Annotated in this window: 15 protein-coding genes; 12 read left to right on the top strand and 3 right to left on the bottom strand. The window is 56.4% G+C overall.

Features of this window, described 5'->3' with window-relative positions; all coding sequences use genetic code 11:
• The first annotated feature begins 90 nt into the window (after positions 1-90).
• Together QM780_RS10310 and QM780_RS10305 are read left to right on the top strand one after the other, a co-directional pair.
• Complete coding sequence (locus QM780_RS10310) at positions 91-1599, top strand: aldehyde dehydrogenase family protein (RefSeq protein WP_415070395.1); 1509 nt, start codon at positions 91-93, stop codon at positions 1597-1599.
• Positions 1600-1741: 142 nt separating this feature from the next.
• On the top strand, positions 1742-2014 hold the full coding sequence (locus QM780_RS10305) for a DUF4242 domain-containing protein (protein WP_415070394.1): 273 nt from the start codon (positions 1742-1744) through the stop codon (positions 2012-2014).
• 718 nt (positions 2015-2732) lie between these two features.
• Here the strand turns inward: QM780_RS10305 and QM780_RS10300 are convergent.
• From QM780_RS10300 to QM780_RS10290, 3 genes are all read right to left on the bottom strand, one after another.
• A complete protein-coding gene (locus tag QM780_RS10300; protein WP_415070393.1) occupies positions 2733-3167 on the bottom strand; it encodes a hypothetical protein in 435 nt (144 codons plus the stop codon).
• Positions 3164-4237, bottom strand: a complete 1074-nt coding sequence (locus QM780_RS10295; RefSeq protein ID WP_415070392.1) for an AAA family ATPase — start codon at positions 4235-4237, stop codon at positions 3164-3166. Before QM780_RS10295 ends, QM780_RS10300 begins: the two co-directional genes overlap by 4 nt.
• A 635-nt stretch (positions 4238-4872) precedes the next feature.
• Entirely contained in the window at positions 4873-5850 is a 978-nt protein-coding gene (locus tag QM780_RS10290) for an aliphatic sulfonate ABC transporter substrate-binding protein (RefSeq protein WP_415070391.1), read from the bottom strand.
• Positions 5851-6115: 265 nt separating this feature from the next.
• Between QM780_RS10290 and ssuD the strand changes: the two genes are divergently transcribed.
• The 10 genes from ssuD to terL all read left to right on the top strand — a co-directional run bounded on the left by ssuD (position 6116) and on the right by terL (position 15348).
• Positions 6116-7282 (top strand): FMNH2-dependent alkanesulfonate monooxygenase, encoded by a 1167-nt coding sequence (ssuD, locus tag QM780_RS10285; RefSeq protein ID WP_415070390.1) that lies wholly within the window; start codon positions 6116-6118, stop codon positions 7280-7282.
• A 219-nt stretch (positions 7283-7501) separates the two neighbouring features.
• The gene (locus tag QM780_RS10280) at positions 7502-8077 is read left to right on the top strand and encodes an ABC transporter permease subunit (RefSeq protein ID WP_415070389.1); all 576 of its coding nucleotides are present in this window, start codon (positions 7502-7504) and stop codon (positions 8075-8077) included.
• Positions 8078-8107: 30 nt separating this feature from the next.
• Positions 8108-8911, top strand: a complete 804-nt coding sequence (locus tag QM780_RS10275; protein WP_415070388.1) for an ABC transporter ATP-binding protein — start codon at positions 8108-8110, stop codon at positions 8909-8911.
• A gap of 23 nt (positions 8912-8934) precedes the next feature.
• Positions 8935-10320, top strand: coding sequence for an FAD/NAD(P)-binding protein (locus QM780_RS10270; RefSeq protein WP_415070387.1), 1386 nt, complete (start codon positions 8935-8937; stop codon positions 10318-10320).
• Positions 10321-10818: 498 nt separating this feature from the next.
• Positions 10819-10968, top strand: coding sequence for a hypothetical protein (locus QM780_RS10265; RefSeq protein WP_415070386.1), 150 nt, complete (start codon positions 10819-10821; stop codon positions 10966-10968).
• Positions 10965-11174: a DUF3489 domain-containing protein gene (locus tag QM780_RS10260; RefSeq protein ID WP_415070385.1), complete on the top strand. Its 210-nt coding sequence runs from the start codon at positions 10965-10967 to the stop codon at positions 11172-11174. The genes QM780_RS10265 and QM780_RS10260 overlap by 4 nt, the downstream gene beginning before the upstream one ends.
• Position 11175: 1 nt before the next feature.
• Entirely contained in the window at positions 11176-11502 is a 327-nt protein-coding gene (locus tag QM780_RS10255) for a DUF2924 domain-containing protein (RefSeq protein ID WP_415070384.1), read from the top strand.
• 680 nt (positions 11503-12182) lie between these two features.
• Entirely contained in the window at positions 12183-13568 is a 1386-nt protein-coding gene (locus QM780_RS10250) for a site-specific DNA-methyltransferase (RefSeq protein ID WP_415072004.1), read from the top strand.
• Positions 13565-13936: a DUF5681 domain-containing protein gene (locus QM780_RS10245; RefSeq protein ID WP_415070383.1), complete on the top strand. Its 372-nt coding sequence runs from the start codon at positions 13565-13567 to the stop codon at positions 13934-13936. The genes QM780_RS10250 and QM780_RS10245 overlap by 4 nt, the downstream gene beginning before the upstream one ends.
• Positions 13933-15348 (top strand): phage terminase large subunit, encoded by a 1416-nt coding sequence (gene terL / locus QM780_RS10240; RefSeq protein ID WP_415070382.1) that lies wholly within the window; start codon positions 13933-13935, stop codon positions 15346-15348. The genes QM780_RS10245 and terL overlap by 4 nt, the downstream gene beginning before the upstream one ends.
• Positions 15349-15535 lie beyond the last annotated feature (187 nt).

Raw genomic sequence — 15535 nt, 5'->3', positions numbered from 1 at the left:
CCAATCGGTGTCCTGATATGGGGTTGGCGTTGGCCATGAATGTCGGCGCGCGGAATTCGATAGTTTTCAACCAGAGAGGTTAGTCCGGTTATGCTCGATCAGTCACCGAATGGCGCACCATCGGCGTCGGATAGAACAATCGATTTTCTCTCTTCAACTCACAAACTGCTGATTGATGGCAACGAAGTTCATGGTGCGTCGGGGGAAACTTTCGAAACCTATGATCCCGCGCTCGGGAAAACACTGACATCCGTTCCCAATGCCAAACAGACGGACGTCGATGCTGCCGTCACCGCTGCTCGATCGGCGCTCGCCGGCCCCTGGCAAAAGATGGCTCCGAGCGATCGCGCGCAAGTTCTGATGCGGCTGGCAGATTTGATCGAGCGCGATGCGTCGTGGATATCCGAGGTCGAGAGTTTGGACAGCGGAAAGCCGAAACTTCACATCGCCGCTGTCGACGTGCCGCTTGCTGTCGGTGCTCTTCGCTACTACGCGGGCTGGTGCACGAAACTCGCAGGCGAAACGATTCCGGCAAGCTCGCCCGATATGCTCGTCTACACGCGTCGGGAGCCTATCGGTGTGGTCGCGGCGATCGTGCCGTGGAATTTCCCATTGTGCCAAGCCTGCTTCAAGATCGCGCCGGCGCTCGCGGCCGGGTGCACCGTCATCCTGAAGCCGGCCGAGCAAACACCTCTTTCAGCCTTGATCTTAGGCAAGCTCGCGCTGGAGGCTGGAATTCCCCCGGGCGTGCTCAATGTTTTGACCGGAGACGGCACCACGACTGGGCAGGCGCTGGTTGAGCATCCGGGCGTCGCTAAAATTTCATTTACCGGATCGGAAGAGGTCGGAAAGCATATCGCTCGAACGGCATCGAAGACATTGAAGCATGTGTCGCTGGAGCTCGGTGGTAAAAATCCGAATATCATATTCGCCGACAGCGATGTCGATACCGCCGCTGCTACCGCGGCAGGCGCCATTTTCTTCTATACAGGCCAAGTTTGTTCCGCGGGCTCCCGTCTGATGGTCGAGGAGAAAGCGTTCGACCAGGTTGTCGATCGGGTCGTCGCTGAAGCCCGCAAGCTCAAGATGGGGCATGGTCTTCACGAAGAGACCACACTCGGGCCCCTGATTTCGGAAGACCAACTCGAGCGGGTCAACGGTTTCGTTGAGCGATCGCGCGAAACGGGAATAGATGTCGTGACCGGCGGACGCCGCGGCAAAGGCGAACTCGCTTCGGGATCATTTTACGAACCGACGGTCCTTACCGGAGCCAGAGATACCGACGGTGTCGTCACCGACGAGATCTTTGGGCCGGTTCTGACGATCCAGGCGTTCGAATCTTTTGACGACCTCGTGAAGCGCGCAAATGCGAGCAGCTTCGGCTTAGCTGCGGGAATCTGGACGCACGATATCGCAAAGGCGCACGCAGCGGCGGCTGCAATTCAGGCCGGCACCGTTTGGGTCAATACCTACAATCAATTCGATGCTGCCGTCGGTTGGGGAGGCTTCAAGCAATCGGGATACGGCAAGGACAACGGTCGCGAAGGTCTTGACAAGTACCTCCAGACGAAAACTGTGTGGGTCAACTACGCCCGCTAGCGTTTGCCGCTGACACTGCATGGCGGTGGCGCGTCATGGATATCGTCTCTCGGTGATATCAGCAAGAAGCCATGCAGACAAAACAGTCGGTCAATTGCGCGCCAGTTCGAAAAGAGTACGAGTAAAGGGCAGAGGAAACGCGATGAAGAAATACATCATTGAGCGCAATATCCCAGCAATCGGCGATTCGACAGCCGAGCAGCTCAAGCAAGCAGCTGCCACATCAAACGCTGCACTGGCGAAATTATCTCCTGATGTGCAATGGCTGCATTCGTATATCGCCGGCGACAACACCTTCTGTGTCTACCTTGCCAAGGACGAGGAGGCTATCCGGAAACACGCGGAACTAAGCGGTTTTCCGGCCAATAGGATCATCGAGGTAAAAACCGTGATCGATCCTTCGGCGGGTGGGTAGCCGCATGCTGCGACTGCTTTCAGCAGTCTCAGTCAACGAACGCATGTCCAAACGATCGTCAATCCAATGACGGTACAGAAGAAGCCATTCTCGTACCGCTATTCGTGAAGAACACCTCACTCGACATCGGGGCCCGATCTGTCGCGGCTCGAAGGCTTATCCACCCGACCTGATGCCGGTCCGCCTTCTCTCTCTTTCCAAAGACCTGAAATATGCCTGGCGGCTTCAGCGCGCAATTCTCGGGTTGGGGACGCGGTAGCGCGCAGGTGACGCATAAAAAACGATGCGACTCCGACCGACCGAAAAATGCCGACGGGGATAAATGGGGCCTGCAGCCCGAAAATATCTTCCAGAGACGCGGCCAGGTGGACGAGAGCTGAAAATGGTAGTCGACAAGGCGCGGATTTTGCGACGAAATTCCGTCCGCGTAAATCAAATAATACATAGCTATTTCAATGAGTTAGTAAGTTGTTGAGCAATCAGGATTCGAACCTGAGCAGGCAACAGCATCGTCCGCGAAAACCACCTCTGTATTCAAGGGCGTACATTTTTGGCCTCGAGCAGAAGCGTTTCTATGGGCCGCAAGCAGACGTGCGGGCGTAGGATGTCTTGCCTCATCAAGCTCGCGTCAGTCTTCATGCGCAGCATGTTGGTTGCCAAGGGCTACCAGCATAACAAGATCTTTCTATCGTTCGATGAGATCGTCCGACATGAGCAGTCAGAATATACCAGAGATTTGAGAACTCCGTGCCGCGCCCCGTTTGTCCGCGATTTGTCTTTTCAAGATCGCGTCAAACGCCTCTGGCTTGGATTTGAATTTACGCGGTTCGCCCGTAAAAAGTTTCGCGACCTCAACCGCGTCGGCCACTTTCAAGGCGCGGTCTTTAGTTGCGCGTTTGATAACGTCTTCAAACGTCGCGTTATCATGTTTGGTGTTTTGTAGTTCGTCGAGGAGCGCCGAGATGGCAGCCTGATTTAGCTTGCTCACTCTGGTTCGTTCGGTTGCCAGTGTCTTTGCAAGCTTCGCCACCCCTGGGCGCATCACCTCGACAAGTTGAAGCTCCTCAGCGTCATCCACCGAGGCGAGGAGATCTACAAGCTCTTTCTCGGCGCCCGATGACGCTAGCAATTGTCGAATTAGCGCGACCTTCAAGACGCAACTCTCCTGTTTTCCCGTCCAGGCATCGCGATGATCGGTCCGTCCTGACCGTCAGGTCGGCGCCATTGGACCGACGTGGAAATGTATCCCGCGAGGGCTCCAAACATTTCACGTGCTTGCCGAATATTGGCATTGTTTCCGTCGGCGGCCACCAAGATTTCACTACCGCCCGCTTTCGCAAGTTCCTGGCGCCGGAGTATTGGATAGTTCTTCAAAACAGGGACAAGCCCCAGATAAAGTTCGGGAAGTTGACGTTCAATCTCGGCGATAAAGTGTTGCTCATTGGCGCTATACGAACCCGCAACGCTCACCATCGAGGGGACGATGCCCAGGATGCGTAGTTTCGGATTCAATTTCATTTGAAACTGTTGGATGGCGGATAGTGTATTCAGGGTTGCGATATGCGACGCACCGTCGAGAATTGTTGGTACAAGAACATGCGTGCTGGCGGTCAGCACGGTAACGGCGCCTGTAAGCAGTCTCGGCGGGCAATCGATCAGCACGATATCGAATCGCGATGAGGGGTCTTCTTTGAAAGCATGCGACTGAAGATAATCCGCCATGTTAAAGCGGATTTCCTGCTCTTGACCTACCAACCAACGAAACATCATTTGAATTTCCGCGCGGCTGAAGTCGTAGAACGCTGGATAAATCCATAGATTGCTGTTGATTTTGGAAAGACGTTCGGCGGCCGCTCGCAATGCCACACTGTCGTGGCCTGGCTCAAGCAGCAGTTGCGCGGTAGCGGAAAAATTTCCAACACGGCCATGCGACAGGGCGGTATCCGAGAGTGAACCTTGATAATCGCAGTCGATGAGAAGGACGCGTTTTCCCTGTTCAGCAAAATGGGCGGCTAGGTTCGAACAAATGGTCGTTTTGCCTACGCCGCCCTTGAAATTCACGACGGTAATGATTGGCACGCTGTTGTGCAGCGCCTGTTGATGTTCGTGGAGGACGTTCTGCGCCGGATTGCGAATCCAAAAATCGCGGGCATCCTTCACCGTCGCCTGAAGACCGTCGAATCTGGTTTTCAAAACGTTGCGTTGTTCTTCGGTGGTACGCACTTGCGCTTCAAGATTTTGAATGATCGCTTTGTCGCCACTGCTCCCAACGTATCTCCCGTACCGATAGCAAGTTTACGCAAAACTCGGAACGCCGACCAATGCAGCGACAGTTTCTTTGAAAAATGGAAAATCAAATGGAAGGGCACCCATGATCGCAAAACCCCCAACGCCAAACCCCAATTAACGCTATCGGAGCATTTGTCATGGCGTCAATCGAGAGTTAGGCCGGACGCTCAAGAATGCGCGATCGTATTCCCTAGGCGTTACCTTGGCCGCCGTGGGCGCCAAGGCGGGAACCCATAAGTTATTTATTTAACCGGCGCGCACCGGACAGATGAAAGGACGAACACTTATGTTATTGAAACACCAATTTAATTTTCAGCATTCTCTCCGAACCCGAGGACTCCGGAAGCCCGCTTCATCTCAGGGTGCGGACGTGAAAATGAACGTCAGGATATTCCGCATCGGGCCATTTCCGGAAACTGAGACGATCGTGCTGCCGCATTGCAAGATTGTTGCTCGGTCCCAATAGCCGACATTGACGGTGTGCTTCGCAGGGGTGGCGAGCATGTTTCTAATAAGGCTGCTTCCGCATGAGAAGCGGAAGTGATTGCGACCGGCAATCGGCCGGCGTTTCACTGCGCCGATACTTGCTTGTCCGGCGACCAGATCTGCGCGTCTTTCGAATTGATTGGCTTCGGCAACGCGCCTTCGGAAAAGAAAGCGTCGGCGACCTTCTGCTCTTCCACCAAGTTTGCAGGTGACACGGAGCGCACCTCGTAGCTGCGGCGGCTGTTGGCGAGCGTTACGATCTCGGGGTTGAGCCCCCATGCCGGACCTAAGATCTTCGCCGCGGCGTCGGGGTTCTTTTTGACCCACTCGCCCGTTTCCTTGAGCTTCGCAAAGATGAGCTTCACGACGTCGGGGCGCGAAGCCACGAAGCCCGAAGAAGCCAGATAGTAGCGCTGATAGCTTGCGATGCCCGTGCCGTCGGCGAGGACACGGGCGTTGGCCTGCTTCTGGGCGGCGGCGACGAACGGGTCCCACGTCACCCACGCATCCACGGCGCCCTTCTCGAAGGCGGCGCGACCGTCGGCGGGCGTGAGGTAAGCAGGCTCAATGTCCTTGAATTTCAGGCCGGCCTGGGCGAGTGCTGCGATCAAGAGATAATGACTGCCTGCCGCCTTCGTCACGGCGACTTTCTTGCCTTTAAGCTCGGCGACGGAGTGGATCGGCGAGTTCGCTGGTACGAGGAGCGCCTGAGCCGTGGGAGATGGCGCTTCGGCCGCTATATACGTCAGCTTGGCGCCCGCCGCCTGGGCGAAGATCGGCACCGTGTCTGCGACGTCTCCCGAGATATCAACTGCGCCGACGTTCAAGGCTTCGAGAAGCGGCAGTCCACTCGAGAACTCGGACCACTTCACCGTGACGCCGAGACCGGCAAGCCCCTTCTCGAGATCCCCGTTAGCCTTGAGAATATTGATGAGCGTTGACGACTTCTGAAAGCCGATGCGAACGGTTGCCGGTTGTTCCGCGGCGGCGGAAATATCAGTTACTGAAAAGAGCGCGATGCCGAGGGCGGTCACGCCCCTCATGAGATGACGACGATCCATAGAGGGCCCCTGAATATTTCGCGGCTACTCTCGCCGCGCGTTTATGCCGTCGGTCAGTAGTTGGCTCGTCTGCTTCTGATGACCAATACGAAAAACAGAAAAGCTAATCGCTATTTCTTGTTTGGTGTCGGGATATGCCTCGTCCAAGATATCGGACAGTGGTGGTCAACGCTTAGGGCGCTCGGCGGGGCGAATGCTCGTCCGGCACGTTCTGCGTTGACCATCGCGGTTGGCTTGTCGGACAGAACCAAGGATGGTCTTCGCCGTGACGATTGCACCCGCGACGACTGCAAACTTTTTATGGTTTCTTCCGACGCACGGTGATGGGCGATATCTCGGCTCCTCCGTCGGCGGACGGGACGTCGATCTCAGCTATCTGCGCCAGATTGCGGAAGCCTCCGACCGGCTCGGATATTACGGCGTGCTGCTGCCCACGGGGCGAAGCTGCGAAGATTCATGGGTGATCGCATCCGCGCTTCTGCCTCAGACGCGAGATCTCAGATTTCTCGTCGCGGTTCGGCCCGGGCTTCTGTCTCCGGCGGTCGCCGCGCGGATGACGGCAACGCTCGACAGGATTTCCGACGGCCGGCTGCTGATCAATGTCGTGACCGGTGGCGATCCCGTCGAGAACAAAGGCGACGGTGTCTTCCTCTCGCATGACGAGCGCTATGCCGTCACCAAGGAATTCCTCGAAGTCTATAAAGCGCTGTTGGCTGGTGGCCGCGTCGATTTCAATGGCCAACACATCCAGATCGAAGACGGCCGGCTGATGTTTCCACCGCTTCAGAAGCCGCATCCGCCGCTTTACTTCGGGGGCTCCTCCGACGCCGGCATCGCGGTCGCCGCCGAGACGATCGACAAATACCTGACCTGGGGCGAGCCGCCAGGCGAAGTTGCGAAAAAGCTCGAAGCAGCGCAGAAAGTGGCCAACGCGAGAGGCCGAAGCTTCTCGTTCGGCATCCGACTGCATGTCATCGTGCGTGAGACGAACGACGAAGCGTGGCGCGCCGCCAACGATCTTCTCAAGCACCTTGATAATCAGACACTCGCGTCAGCACAGAAGACATTCGAGCGCATGGATTCCGTTGGTCAGAAGCGCATGCTCGCTTTGCACGGTGGAAGCCGCGAGAAGCTCGAAGTCAGTCCCAATCTTTGGGCAGGCGTCGGCCTCGTGCGCGGAGGCGCGGGAACGGCGCTTGTCGGCGATCCAGAGACTGTCGCGGAACGTATCAAGGAATATATGCTGGTCGGCATAGATACGTTCATCTTCTCCGGATATCCGCATCTCGAAGAAGCCTACCGGTTTGCGGAACTCGTCTTCCCGCTTCTGCCGCTGGCCCATGATCGCGGTCATTCACGCAGGCATGGCCCCATCGGCGAAGCAATCGCCAACGACTTCGCGCCTGCTGAACGTCGGCGGGGTCAATCATGATCGGATCTCAGCGCTTTGGCGCCTCGATCGAGCGGATCGTTCCTTGGCTCGTTCCGATCGGCGTCCTGATTTTATGGGAACTGGGTTCGCGATCGGGGCTTATCGAGTTCGCGCACGCTGCCGGCGCCGAGCCAGGTCGTCACTGCGTTTTGGGAAACCGCGAAAAGCGGCGAACTGGAGAGCAACGTTCTCATCAGCTTCGAGCGCGCGATCACGGGATTGGCCATCGGCGGTGGCCTTGGCTTCATGCTCGGTGTTCTGACCGGCGTGTCGCGGAAGGCGGAGCTCTTGCTCGATTCTGGCCTTCAGATGCTTCGCAATGTGCCGCATCTCGCGATCATTCCCATGGTCATCCTCTGGTTCGGGATCGACGAGACGGCGAAGATATTCCTCGTCGCCGTCGGAACGCTCTTTCCGCTCTACCTCAACACCTTTCACGGTATCCGTACCATCGACCGCGGGCTGATCGAGATGGCCGAAGTCAATGGGCTCGGGAAACTAGCGATCTTTTGGCGCGTGCTGCTTCCCGGCGCGATGCCGTCGGTGCTCGTCGGGCTTCGCTACGCGCTCGGCATCATGTGGCTGACGCTCATCGTCGCGGAAACGATCTCGGCTTCGTCGGGTATCGGATACATGACAATGAACGCCCGCGAATTCCTGCAGACGGATGTCGTCATTCTTGGCGTCCTTCTTTACGCCCTCCTCGGAAAGGCAGCGGATACGGCCACGAAATTGATCGAGCGCCGGGTCCTTGCCTGGCATCCCGCCTATCATTCGAACGCCGCGTCCCGCTGAGCCGAAGGCATTGCCGCATTGGGTGTTCTCATGTTGAGGCGACTGGACATTGCCGAAGGCGCCTCGTTCGATGGATCGAGACCGCCGCGCGAGGCGCGGGACACGCCCATCGAGGCGCCCGTCTCGCGCGCGGGCAAATCATTGAGCCTCGAAGATCTCCGTCTCTCGTTTGCACAACGGCATGTCCTTCGAGGGCTCAATCTCGAAGTTCCGGCCGGACAGTTTCTTGCGATCGTCGGCCGTTCGGGCGTCGGCAAATCTAGTCTCATGCGGTTGATCGTGGGACTGGATCAGCCGACCAGCGGTGTCGTTCGGATCGATGGAACACCCGTCCGCGGCCTGCAAAAGTCCGTCAAGCTTTTGTTCCAGGACGCACGCCTGCTGCCCTGGCAGACGGTTCTCAGCAACGTTGGAATAGCGCGCACGCCGGGATGGCGCGAGACGGCGATGAATGCGCTGCGCGACGTCGGTCTTGCGGATCGGCATAAGGATTGGCCGGCCGTCCTCTCAGGAGGACAACGGCAACGGGTCGCGCTGGCCCGCGTTCTCGTCGGAGAACCCAGCGTCTTGCTGCTCGACGAACCGTTCGGCGCGCTCGATGCGCTGACGCGCGGGGACATGCACGTTCTTCTCGAAGAGCTATGGATTGGCAATCGTTTCACGGCCGTGCTCATCACTCATGACGTCGCCGAAGCCGTGGCGCTTGCCGATAGGGTCGTCGTTTTGCGGGAGGGTCGAGTTGCATTCGATGTCGAAGTGACCGCCGCAAGGCCTCGCAGAAGGGCCGATCCAGAACTCGCCGCGCTTGAGGCGCGCATCCTCGGAGAAGTCTAGAGACAGCGAACGGAACGTTTCCTTTGGTAAGGCCGCTTAATGTCTTGATCCTTGGTGGCGGTGCGAGCGGCACGCTGCTCGCCATCCATCTCCTGTGTGCAAAGACCGAAACAAAAGTCACGCTGATCGAGAGGACGAGCGCGGTCGGCAAAGGGATCGCTTACGGCTCGGCGCATCCCATTCATCTTCTGAACGTCCGCGCAGCGAACATGAGCGCTTATCCCGATCTACCGGATCATTTCGTCCGGTGGCTCGATGAAAACGACGCCGAGCGGGACGGCAACGGGAACGACCGCTTCCGTTTTGCCTCCCGTGCCGCATTCGGAAATTACCTCACGAGCCAACTACGCGAGCTTCAAGACGCGACCGGCCGGTTGAAGCATATTCAAGGCGAAGCCGTTTCGCTGTCGCGAACTTCAAACGGCGTCATCGTGACACTCGACAATTTCCGCCGCGTCGGCGGAGATCTTGTCGTTGTTGCCACGGGCTACGAGCCGCCGGAGATCGAAGGCATGCCGCCAAACGTGACGCCATGGTTGTCGGTGGATCGGGCGACGCTCAAGCATCTCGAAAGCATCCTTCTTCTCGGGACGGGCCTTTCGATGGTCGATCACGTGCAATCCCTCATCGCGGCCGGCTACCAGGGAACCATTTACGCCCTCTCGCGCCGGGGCCTGCTTCCGCAGCCGCATCGCCCGATCGAACCTGCCGTCATCGATTCCAGCGACGTGCCCTTCGGCGAAGGTCTCGTGACTGTTTTTCGCTGGTTTCGTGCGCGGGCAGAGAAAGCGCAACGCGAAGGTTCCGATTGGCGCGCCGTTCTCGATGGCTTGCGCCCGCACGTGCAAGAGCTGTGGCGAGGCTTTTCTCTCGACGATCAATCGCGGTTCGTTCGACACGCGCGGCCCTGGTGGGATGTTCGCCGTCACCGCATGGCGCCGAGAGTTGCTTCGATCATCGAAGACCTTCTGGCCAGTAAGAGGCTGGTCATCATCGCGGCCAAGATCGTCTCGATCGCTCCTGAGACGGAGGGTGGCATCGAGGTGCGCTATCGCCGTCGGGGAAAGTTCACGGTAGAGACGCTCATGGTTCATGGCGTCACTGATTGCACCGGCTTCAGCATCGATGTGGCGAAAATGAAGAACCCGCTCATTCGCAATCTTCTTGCTCAAGGCTTCACCCAACCCGACCGCCTGGGACTGGGGATCGACGTCGACGGCGCGGGCGCCTTGATCGATAATCACGGCCATTCCGCGCCGGATATCTTTGCGATCGGTCCTTTGACGCGAGGCGCGTTTTGGGAAATCGTGGGAATCCCGGATATTCGAACGCAATGCGAGTGCCTTACCGATCAAATATCGGAAGCGGCTTCTCGTCCGACGGCACCTCAAAGGGGCGCGATTAGATAACGGACAGTCGGCGAAGCCATATTTTCGCTATAAGAAACCGGAGCAGATTCTCGCGCGCGTTAGGCCAATGTTCGCTTTGACCCGAAACGAAATTTGGCAAGGTCCGCTTACGGCCGAACAGGGACCATTGTCCAATGGAATTGAAATGTATCGCTTGCCCGCCGGTGAAGGTCCGCTTTCTCGGCAGTGCAGAAGATCCAAGACGATGCGCAGAGCAACCCGCAAAGTCCGCTTGGGGTCAAAAGCGCCGTTTCGCGTCCAGCCCTTTGAAGTCCGCTTGTCGTCCGTAACCGTACATCGCAATTTTTAACTGAGTGCCCGAATTCGCACATTGTCAGCGAGAACAGCCCTCGACTTCTGCCGCAAAGGACGCATTAGTGGGTGTGACTAGCGCCGACGTTAAGGGGCGCCGAGTTTTTTAGGGCTCGCCTCGCAGAAAGCGGGGCTTTGGGTGGTGCGGGCGCCAATAGGGGCGCGCCCTAAACCCACGAGCCATAAATGACATCAGTAGAGACGATCTCATCCGCGCAGGCATCGAAGGCAACATCACGAAATAAAGCCGCCAAAGCAAAGTCGGCAGCCGAGCAGCCACCTGCAGCGCCGACCGCACGTGAAGCCAATGACGGCGACGGCACACGGCGCGTGTGACAAAGCATGATCGCGTGCTCGCGCTTCTTACGCGGCGCGAAGGCGCGACCATTCCGGAGATGATGGCGGCAACGGACTGGCAGCAACACAGCGTCCGCGGCTTCCTTGCTGGTACGGTCAAAAAGAAGCTCGGCTTCACGCTGACATCCAAGAAGTTCGAGGGCGAATTTCGCCGGTATCGCATCGAGACCAAGCGCGGTCGCTGACGTGAAGAGCACATCACCCGACATCGCGGTCGAGCTGTCGCGGCTCGAAGGCCTCACCAACTTCGAGCTGCGTGGCGAATGGCGGCGGCTGCATGGAATGCAGCCGCCGAAGAGCCTCTCCCGTGATCTCCTGCTTCGCGGCATCACCTACAAAATCCAGGAGAGGGTGTTCGGCGGCCTCCCCAAACTTGTCCTTCGCAGGTTAAGTGGTGCGGCGCCGGAGGCACACCAATGGGCACGCATAAATCCGAAAACTGGTTGGATATGGCAAAGTTTATGTACGAGACCTATCGGCATACGCCCCGCGAAAAATTGCTGGAGTGGCTGAAGGGGGCTGCGGCGTACGATGAACTTTCGAAGCTTTCACAAGACGATTTGGCCATTAGGTACTGTGAGGGCGTCGCATGGAACGCGACAAACACGAAAGATGTCGCGTAGGGGCACTCAGGACCGCGTCGTGTGAGGCTCGATACCGAGGTTCATAGCGATGCGACTCTGACCGGCCGAAAAATGCCGACAGAGATAAATGAGGCTCGAAGCCCGAAAATATCTCCAGAGACGCGGCCCGCTGCGCGAGAACCTAAAATGTGGGTCGACAAGGCGCGGATTTCGCGACGAAATTCGGCCTACGGAAATCGAATAATATGAAGCTATACCAATAACTTAGTTGCTGGCTGTGTTGGCAGTCTGACGCGAACTCGTCTCTGCAAAATTCCCTGCAAACACCCAAACTACAGGGAAATTAGAAAAAATATGTTTCAAGATTTACAATTGATTTACATTTTGCGCCGTTAATACGGGCTTAACCCGCACGTTTTCCCTGCTCTAAGGAACAGGGAATTCGCTCCCAATAACAGGGGGCCGGGATTTTCGAAAACAGGGGGAAAAATAGACACAGAAGGCGGGTGCCATCACGCGATGGCCGCCTGTCGCCGCGAAGCATTGTTTGTTGCGTCCTTCGCGTTCGCGTTCGCTCGATAGCGTGCGCATATTGGAGGCGCGAACCCGATCGCGGCTAAAATATGTCGAAAAAATCCGAAGGACGGATTTCAGACACCAGCATTCGAACATCCCAAAATTCAGCTCAGAAACCTTTCTGCACTCAAAGCTGCACGACGGAACGCACGAACCCATTCGGCAAAGCAGCTCAGTCAGATCGCCAAAAGCATTGAAACCTTCGGGTTCGTGAACCCAATACTCGTAGACATCGATGGTCACATCGTCGCCGGCCACGGTCGGGCCGAAGCAGCGCGCAAACTAGGGTTGAACAAGGTCCCAGTGATCTGTCTGGACCATCTCAACCAGTCAGAATTACGCGCATATGCGATCGCGGACAATAGGCTCGCTGAATTGGCGGGTTGGGACAAAGATATCTTGGCGCTGGAACTTGCCGATCTCATTACAATCGACAACGCTTTTGATGTCTCGGTAACGGGGTTCGATCACGCCGAAATCGACCTCACAATCCAGGGGCAGACCAATGTCGTAGATACGGCCGATGAGATCCCGGATGTGCCAGCAGCAGATAAGGCGGAGACACGTTTAGGTACCCTATGGCAGCTCGGGCCTCATCGGATAATTTGCGCAGACGTTCGCGATCGCGAAGCTATTGAGCGCTTGATGGATGGTGAAAGGGCGCGAATGGTATTCACTGACCCGCCCTACAACGTTCCAATCGGTGGGCATGTGTCGGGTCTTGGGCGCCAGCACCATCGTGAATTTGCGGTCGCCAGTGGGGAAATGACACCCGAAGAATTCACGGGCTTTCTCAAAGCATCTTTAGCAAACCTTGCCGCGGCGAGCGCCGATGGGGCTCTACATTATATTTGCATGGACTGGCGGCACCTCGGCGAACTGATGAGCGCTGGGCAGAGCGTCTATACCGAGATGAAAAATCTATGCGTATGGAACAAAACCAATGGCGGCATGGGCTCCTTCTATCGTTCAAAACATGAACTCGTGCTCATCTATAAGCGTGGTCGCGCCAAACATATTAATAACATCGAGCTCGGTCGGTTCGGTCGTTATCGTTCGAACGTATGGGAGTACGCCGGCGTCAACACTTGGCGCAAAGGGAGGCAGCAGGATCTATCAGACCATCCAACCGTCAAACCTGTATTGCTTGTCGCCGATGCTCTGCAAGATGCCAGTAACCGTGGCGACATCGTCCTCGATGGATTTGGCGGAGCCGGTACTACTCTGATGGCTGCCGAGAAAATCGGACGACGGGCGCGTTTGATCGAGTTGGACCCCCGCTATGTCGATGTCGCCGTCATGCGTTGGCAGAAAGCGACAGGTCTGAAAGCAGTCAACGGCGATACTGGTCGTCCATTCTCAGAAATCCGTGCGAGAGGAGTCGAGAACATACCCTCATATAAGAGGGCTCGCTCATGAGAAAACCTACCTACACGGTTGGCTACGGCAAACCACCCAAATATTCCCGCTTTAAGCCTGGTCAGTCTGGCAATCCCAAAGGGCGACCAAAAGGGGCTCGTGAGTTTAGCGTGGAGCTGGCTGAAGAAATGAAGCAAATGATCTCGGTCACTGAAGGTGGCCGTACGCGAAAAGTCAGCAAGCAAAGAGCGATGATAAAAGCCCTTTTCGCTAAGGCGCTAAGAGGAGATTGTAAAGCGGCTCAACTGATTGTCGGTCATAGCAAACTTTTTACGGGTAGGGCTGAGTTGCCACCTCGCGAACTCGAGCAATTCGATCAACTCATTCTGGAAGACTATGCTCGACGTAACAAACGTGGTGGCAAATGATCTTGAAGCCGAACAAAGCCGAAATTTTCAATGCCATGCTCCGACAAGACCTCGCCGCCTTCATCGGCAAAACGTTTTCAACAGTGGATGCGGGTCAGGAGTTTTCCCCCAATTGGCACATAGAAGTAATCGCTGATCGGTTGATGCGAGCCTATCGGCGTGAGATTAAGCGACTTATCATTGCGCTTCCGCCGCGAAATTTGAAGTCCATCTCAGCGTCAGTAGCGTTTCCGGCTTGGGCGCTGGGGAAGAACCCATGCTTGCGATTTATCTGTGCAAGCTATTCTCAAGATCTCGCAGGAAAACTGGCGCGTGATTGCCGGACTGTGATGTCATCACCTTGGTATCGCCGAGCATTTTCATATGCAGCGCTCAATCCCAGCAAGACGGCCGAAGGAGAATTCGAGACAACAGCCGGCGGTTATCGCCTATCAACGTCGGTGGGAGGTACATTGACCGGAAGAGGGGGTAATTTCATCGTCATTGACGATCCGATCAAACCCCAAGAGGCCCAGTCAGAGCCACGACGTCAGTCAGTCAAGCAATGGTACGATTCGACCCTCTACTCCCGCCTCGACAACAAAAAAGACGACGTCATCATCGTTATTATGCAACGTGTTCACGTCGACGATCTCGTTGCACACATTATGGAAAAAGAGGAGTGGGAATATCTTAAACTCCCCGCGATCGCCGAGGAAGATGAGGCATACGAGCTCTCAAACGGCCGTGTTGTGGGACGAAGCGCCGGAGAGGCACTTCATGCAGAGCGCGAACCACTGAAGGTGCTAAAGCGAACTCGCTCGTCAATGAGCTCCTTTGAGTTTTCCGCTCAGTATCAACAGTCACCAGTTCCGGCGGAGGGTAATCTACTCAAGTGGAGCTGGTTTCGCTCTTATGATAATTTGCCACCGCGTGATCACAACGTTAAGATCGTGCAAAGTTGGGATTTAGCGACGACAATCAGCGGCGCCTCTGATTGGTCTGTTTGTACCACTTGGCTCGTTCATCAAAAGCAATATTACCTGCGAGACGTCCTTCGCGAGAGAATGCAGTTTCCAGATCTCCGGCGAAAGATTTTGAGCCATGCGCAAGAATTCGATGCCAAGGTTGTTCTTATCGAAGAAGCCGGAATTGGGCTCGGTATGATCCAGCAACTGCGCTCCGAGCGGAACAGAATTCGAACCATCGGAATCCGGCCAGAAGGATCGAAAGTCGATCGAGCCGCAGCGCAATCCGCGATCATCGAAGCTGGGGCGGTCCTCTTACCGCGCAGAGCGCCATGGCTGGATACATTCCACAATGAAATATTGGTATTTCCGAACGGTCGAAACGACGACCAGGTCGACAGCATGTCTCAAATGCTCAATTGGTCTGAGACGCGCTCCAAAAAGAGAGTTGGCGTCCTATTTTGAGGCCAAGCGTCGTTCCACGAGGTAACCTCGTGGAAAAATGACTAGTGCGCATTGAGACTGTGAGAATGGGTGGGATTGTCAAACTCAGAGCCTGCGTTCAGCGCTCTCAGGATTGCCGCAACCAAATCACTGGCGTTTTCCGATCGATACTTGCTGTAGCGATCGGTCGAACGCATACTTCTCGAAG

Source organism: Hyphomicrobium sp., from assembly GCF_047600905.1.
Classification (GTDB): Bacteria; Pseudomonadota; Alphaproteobacteria; order Rhizobiales; family Hyphomicrobiaceae; genus Hyphomicrobium_B.
Note: the sequence above shows the minus strand (reverse complement) of the source record. Positions and strands in the feature narration are given on the sequence as shown.

Coding starts and splice junctions, on each gene's coding strand:
- QM780_RS10310 (WP_415070395.1), top strand. CDS start 91: ATGCTCGATCAGTCACCGAATGGCGCACCATCGGCGTCGGATAGAACA.
- QM780_RS10305 (WP_415070394.1), top strand. CDS start 1,742: ATGAAGAAATACATCATTGAGCGCAATATCCCAGCAATCGGCGATTCG.
- QM780_RS10290 (WP_415070391.1), bottom strand. CDS start 5,850: ATGGATCGTCGTCATCTCATGAGGGGCGTGACCGCCCTCGGCATCGCG.
- QM780_RS10275 (WP_415070388.1), top strand. CDS start 8,108: ATGTTGAGGCGACTGGACATTGCCGAAGGCGCCTCGTTCGATGGATCG.
- QM780_RS10265 (WP_415070386.1), top strand. CDS start 10,819: ATGACATCAGTAGAGACGATCTCATCCGCGCAGGCATCGAAGGCAACA.
- QM780_RS10245 (WP_415070383.1), top strand. CDS start 13,565: ATGAGAAAACCTACCTACACGGTTGGCTACGGCAAACCACCCAAATAT.
- terL (WP_415070382.1), top strand. CDS start 13,933: ATGATCTTGAAGCCGAACAAAGCCGAAATTTTCAATGCCATGCTCCGA.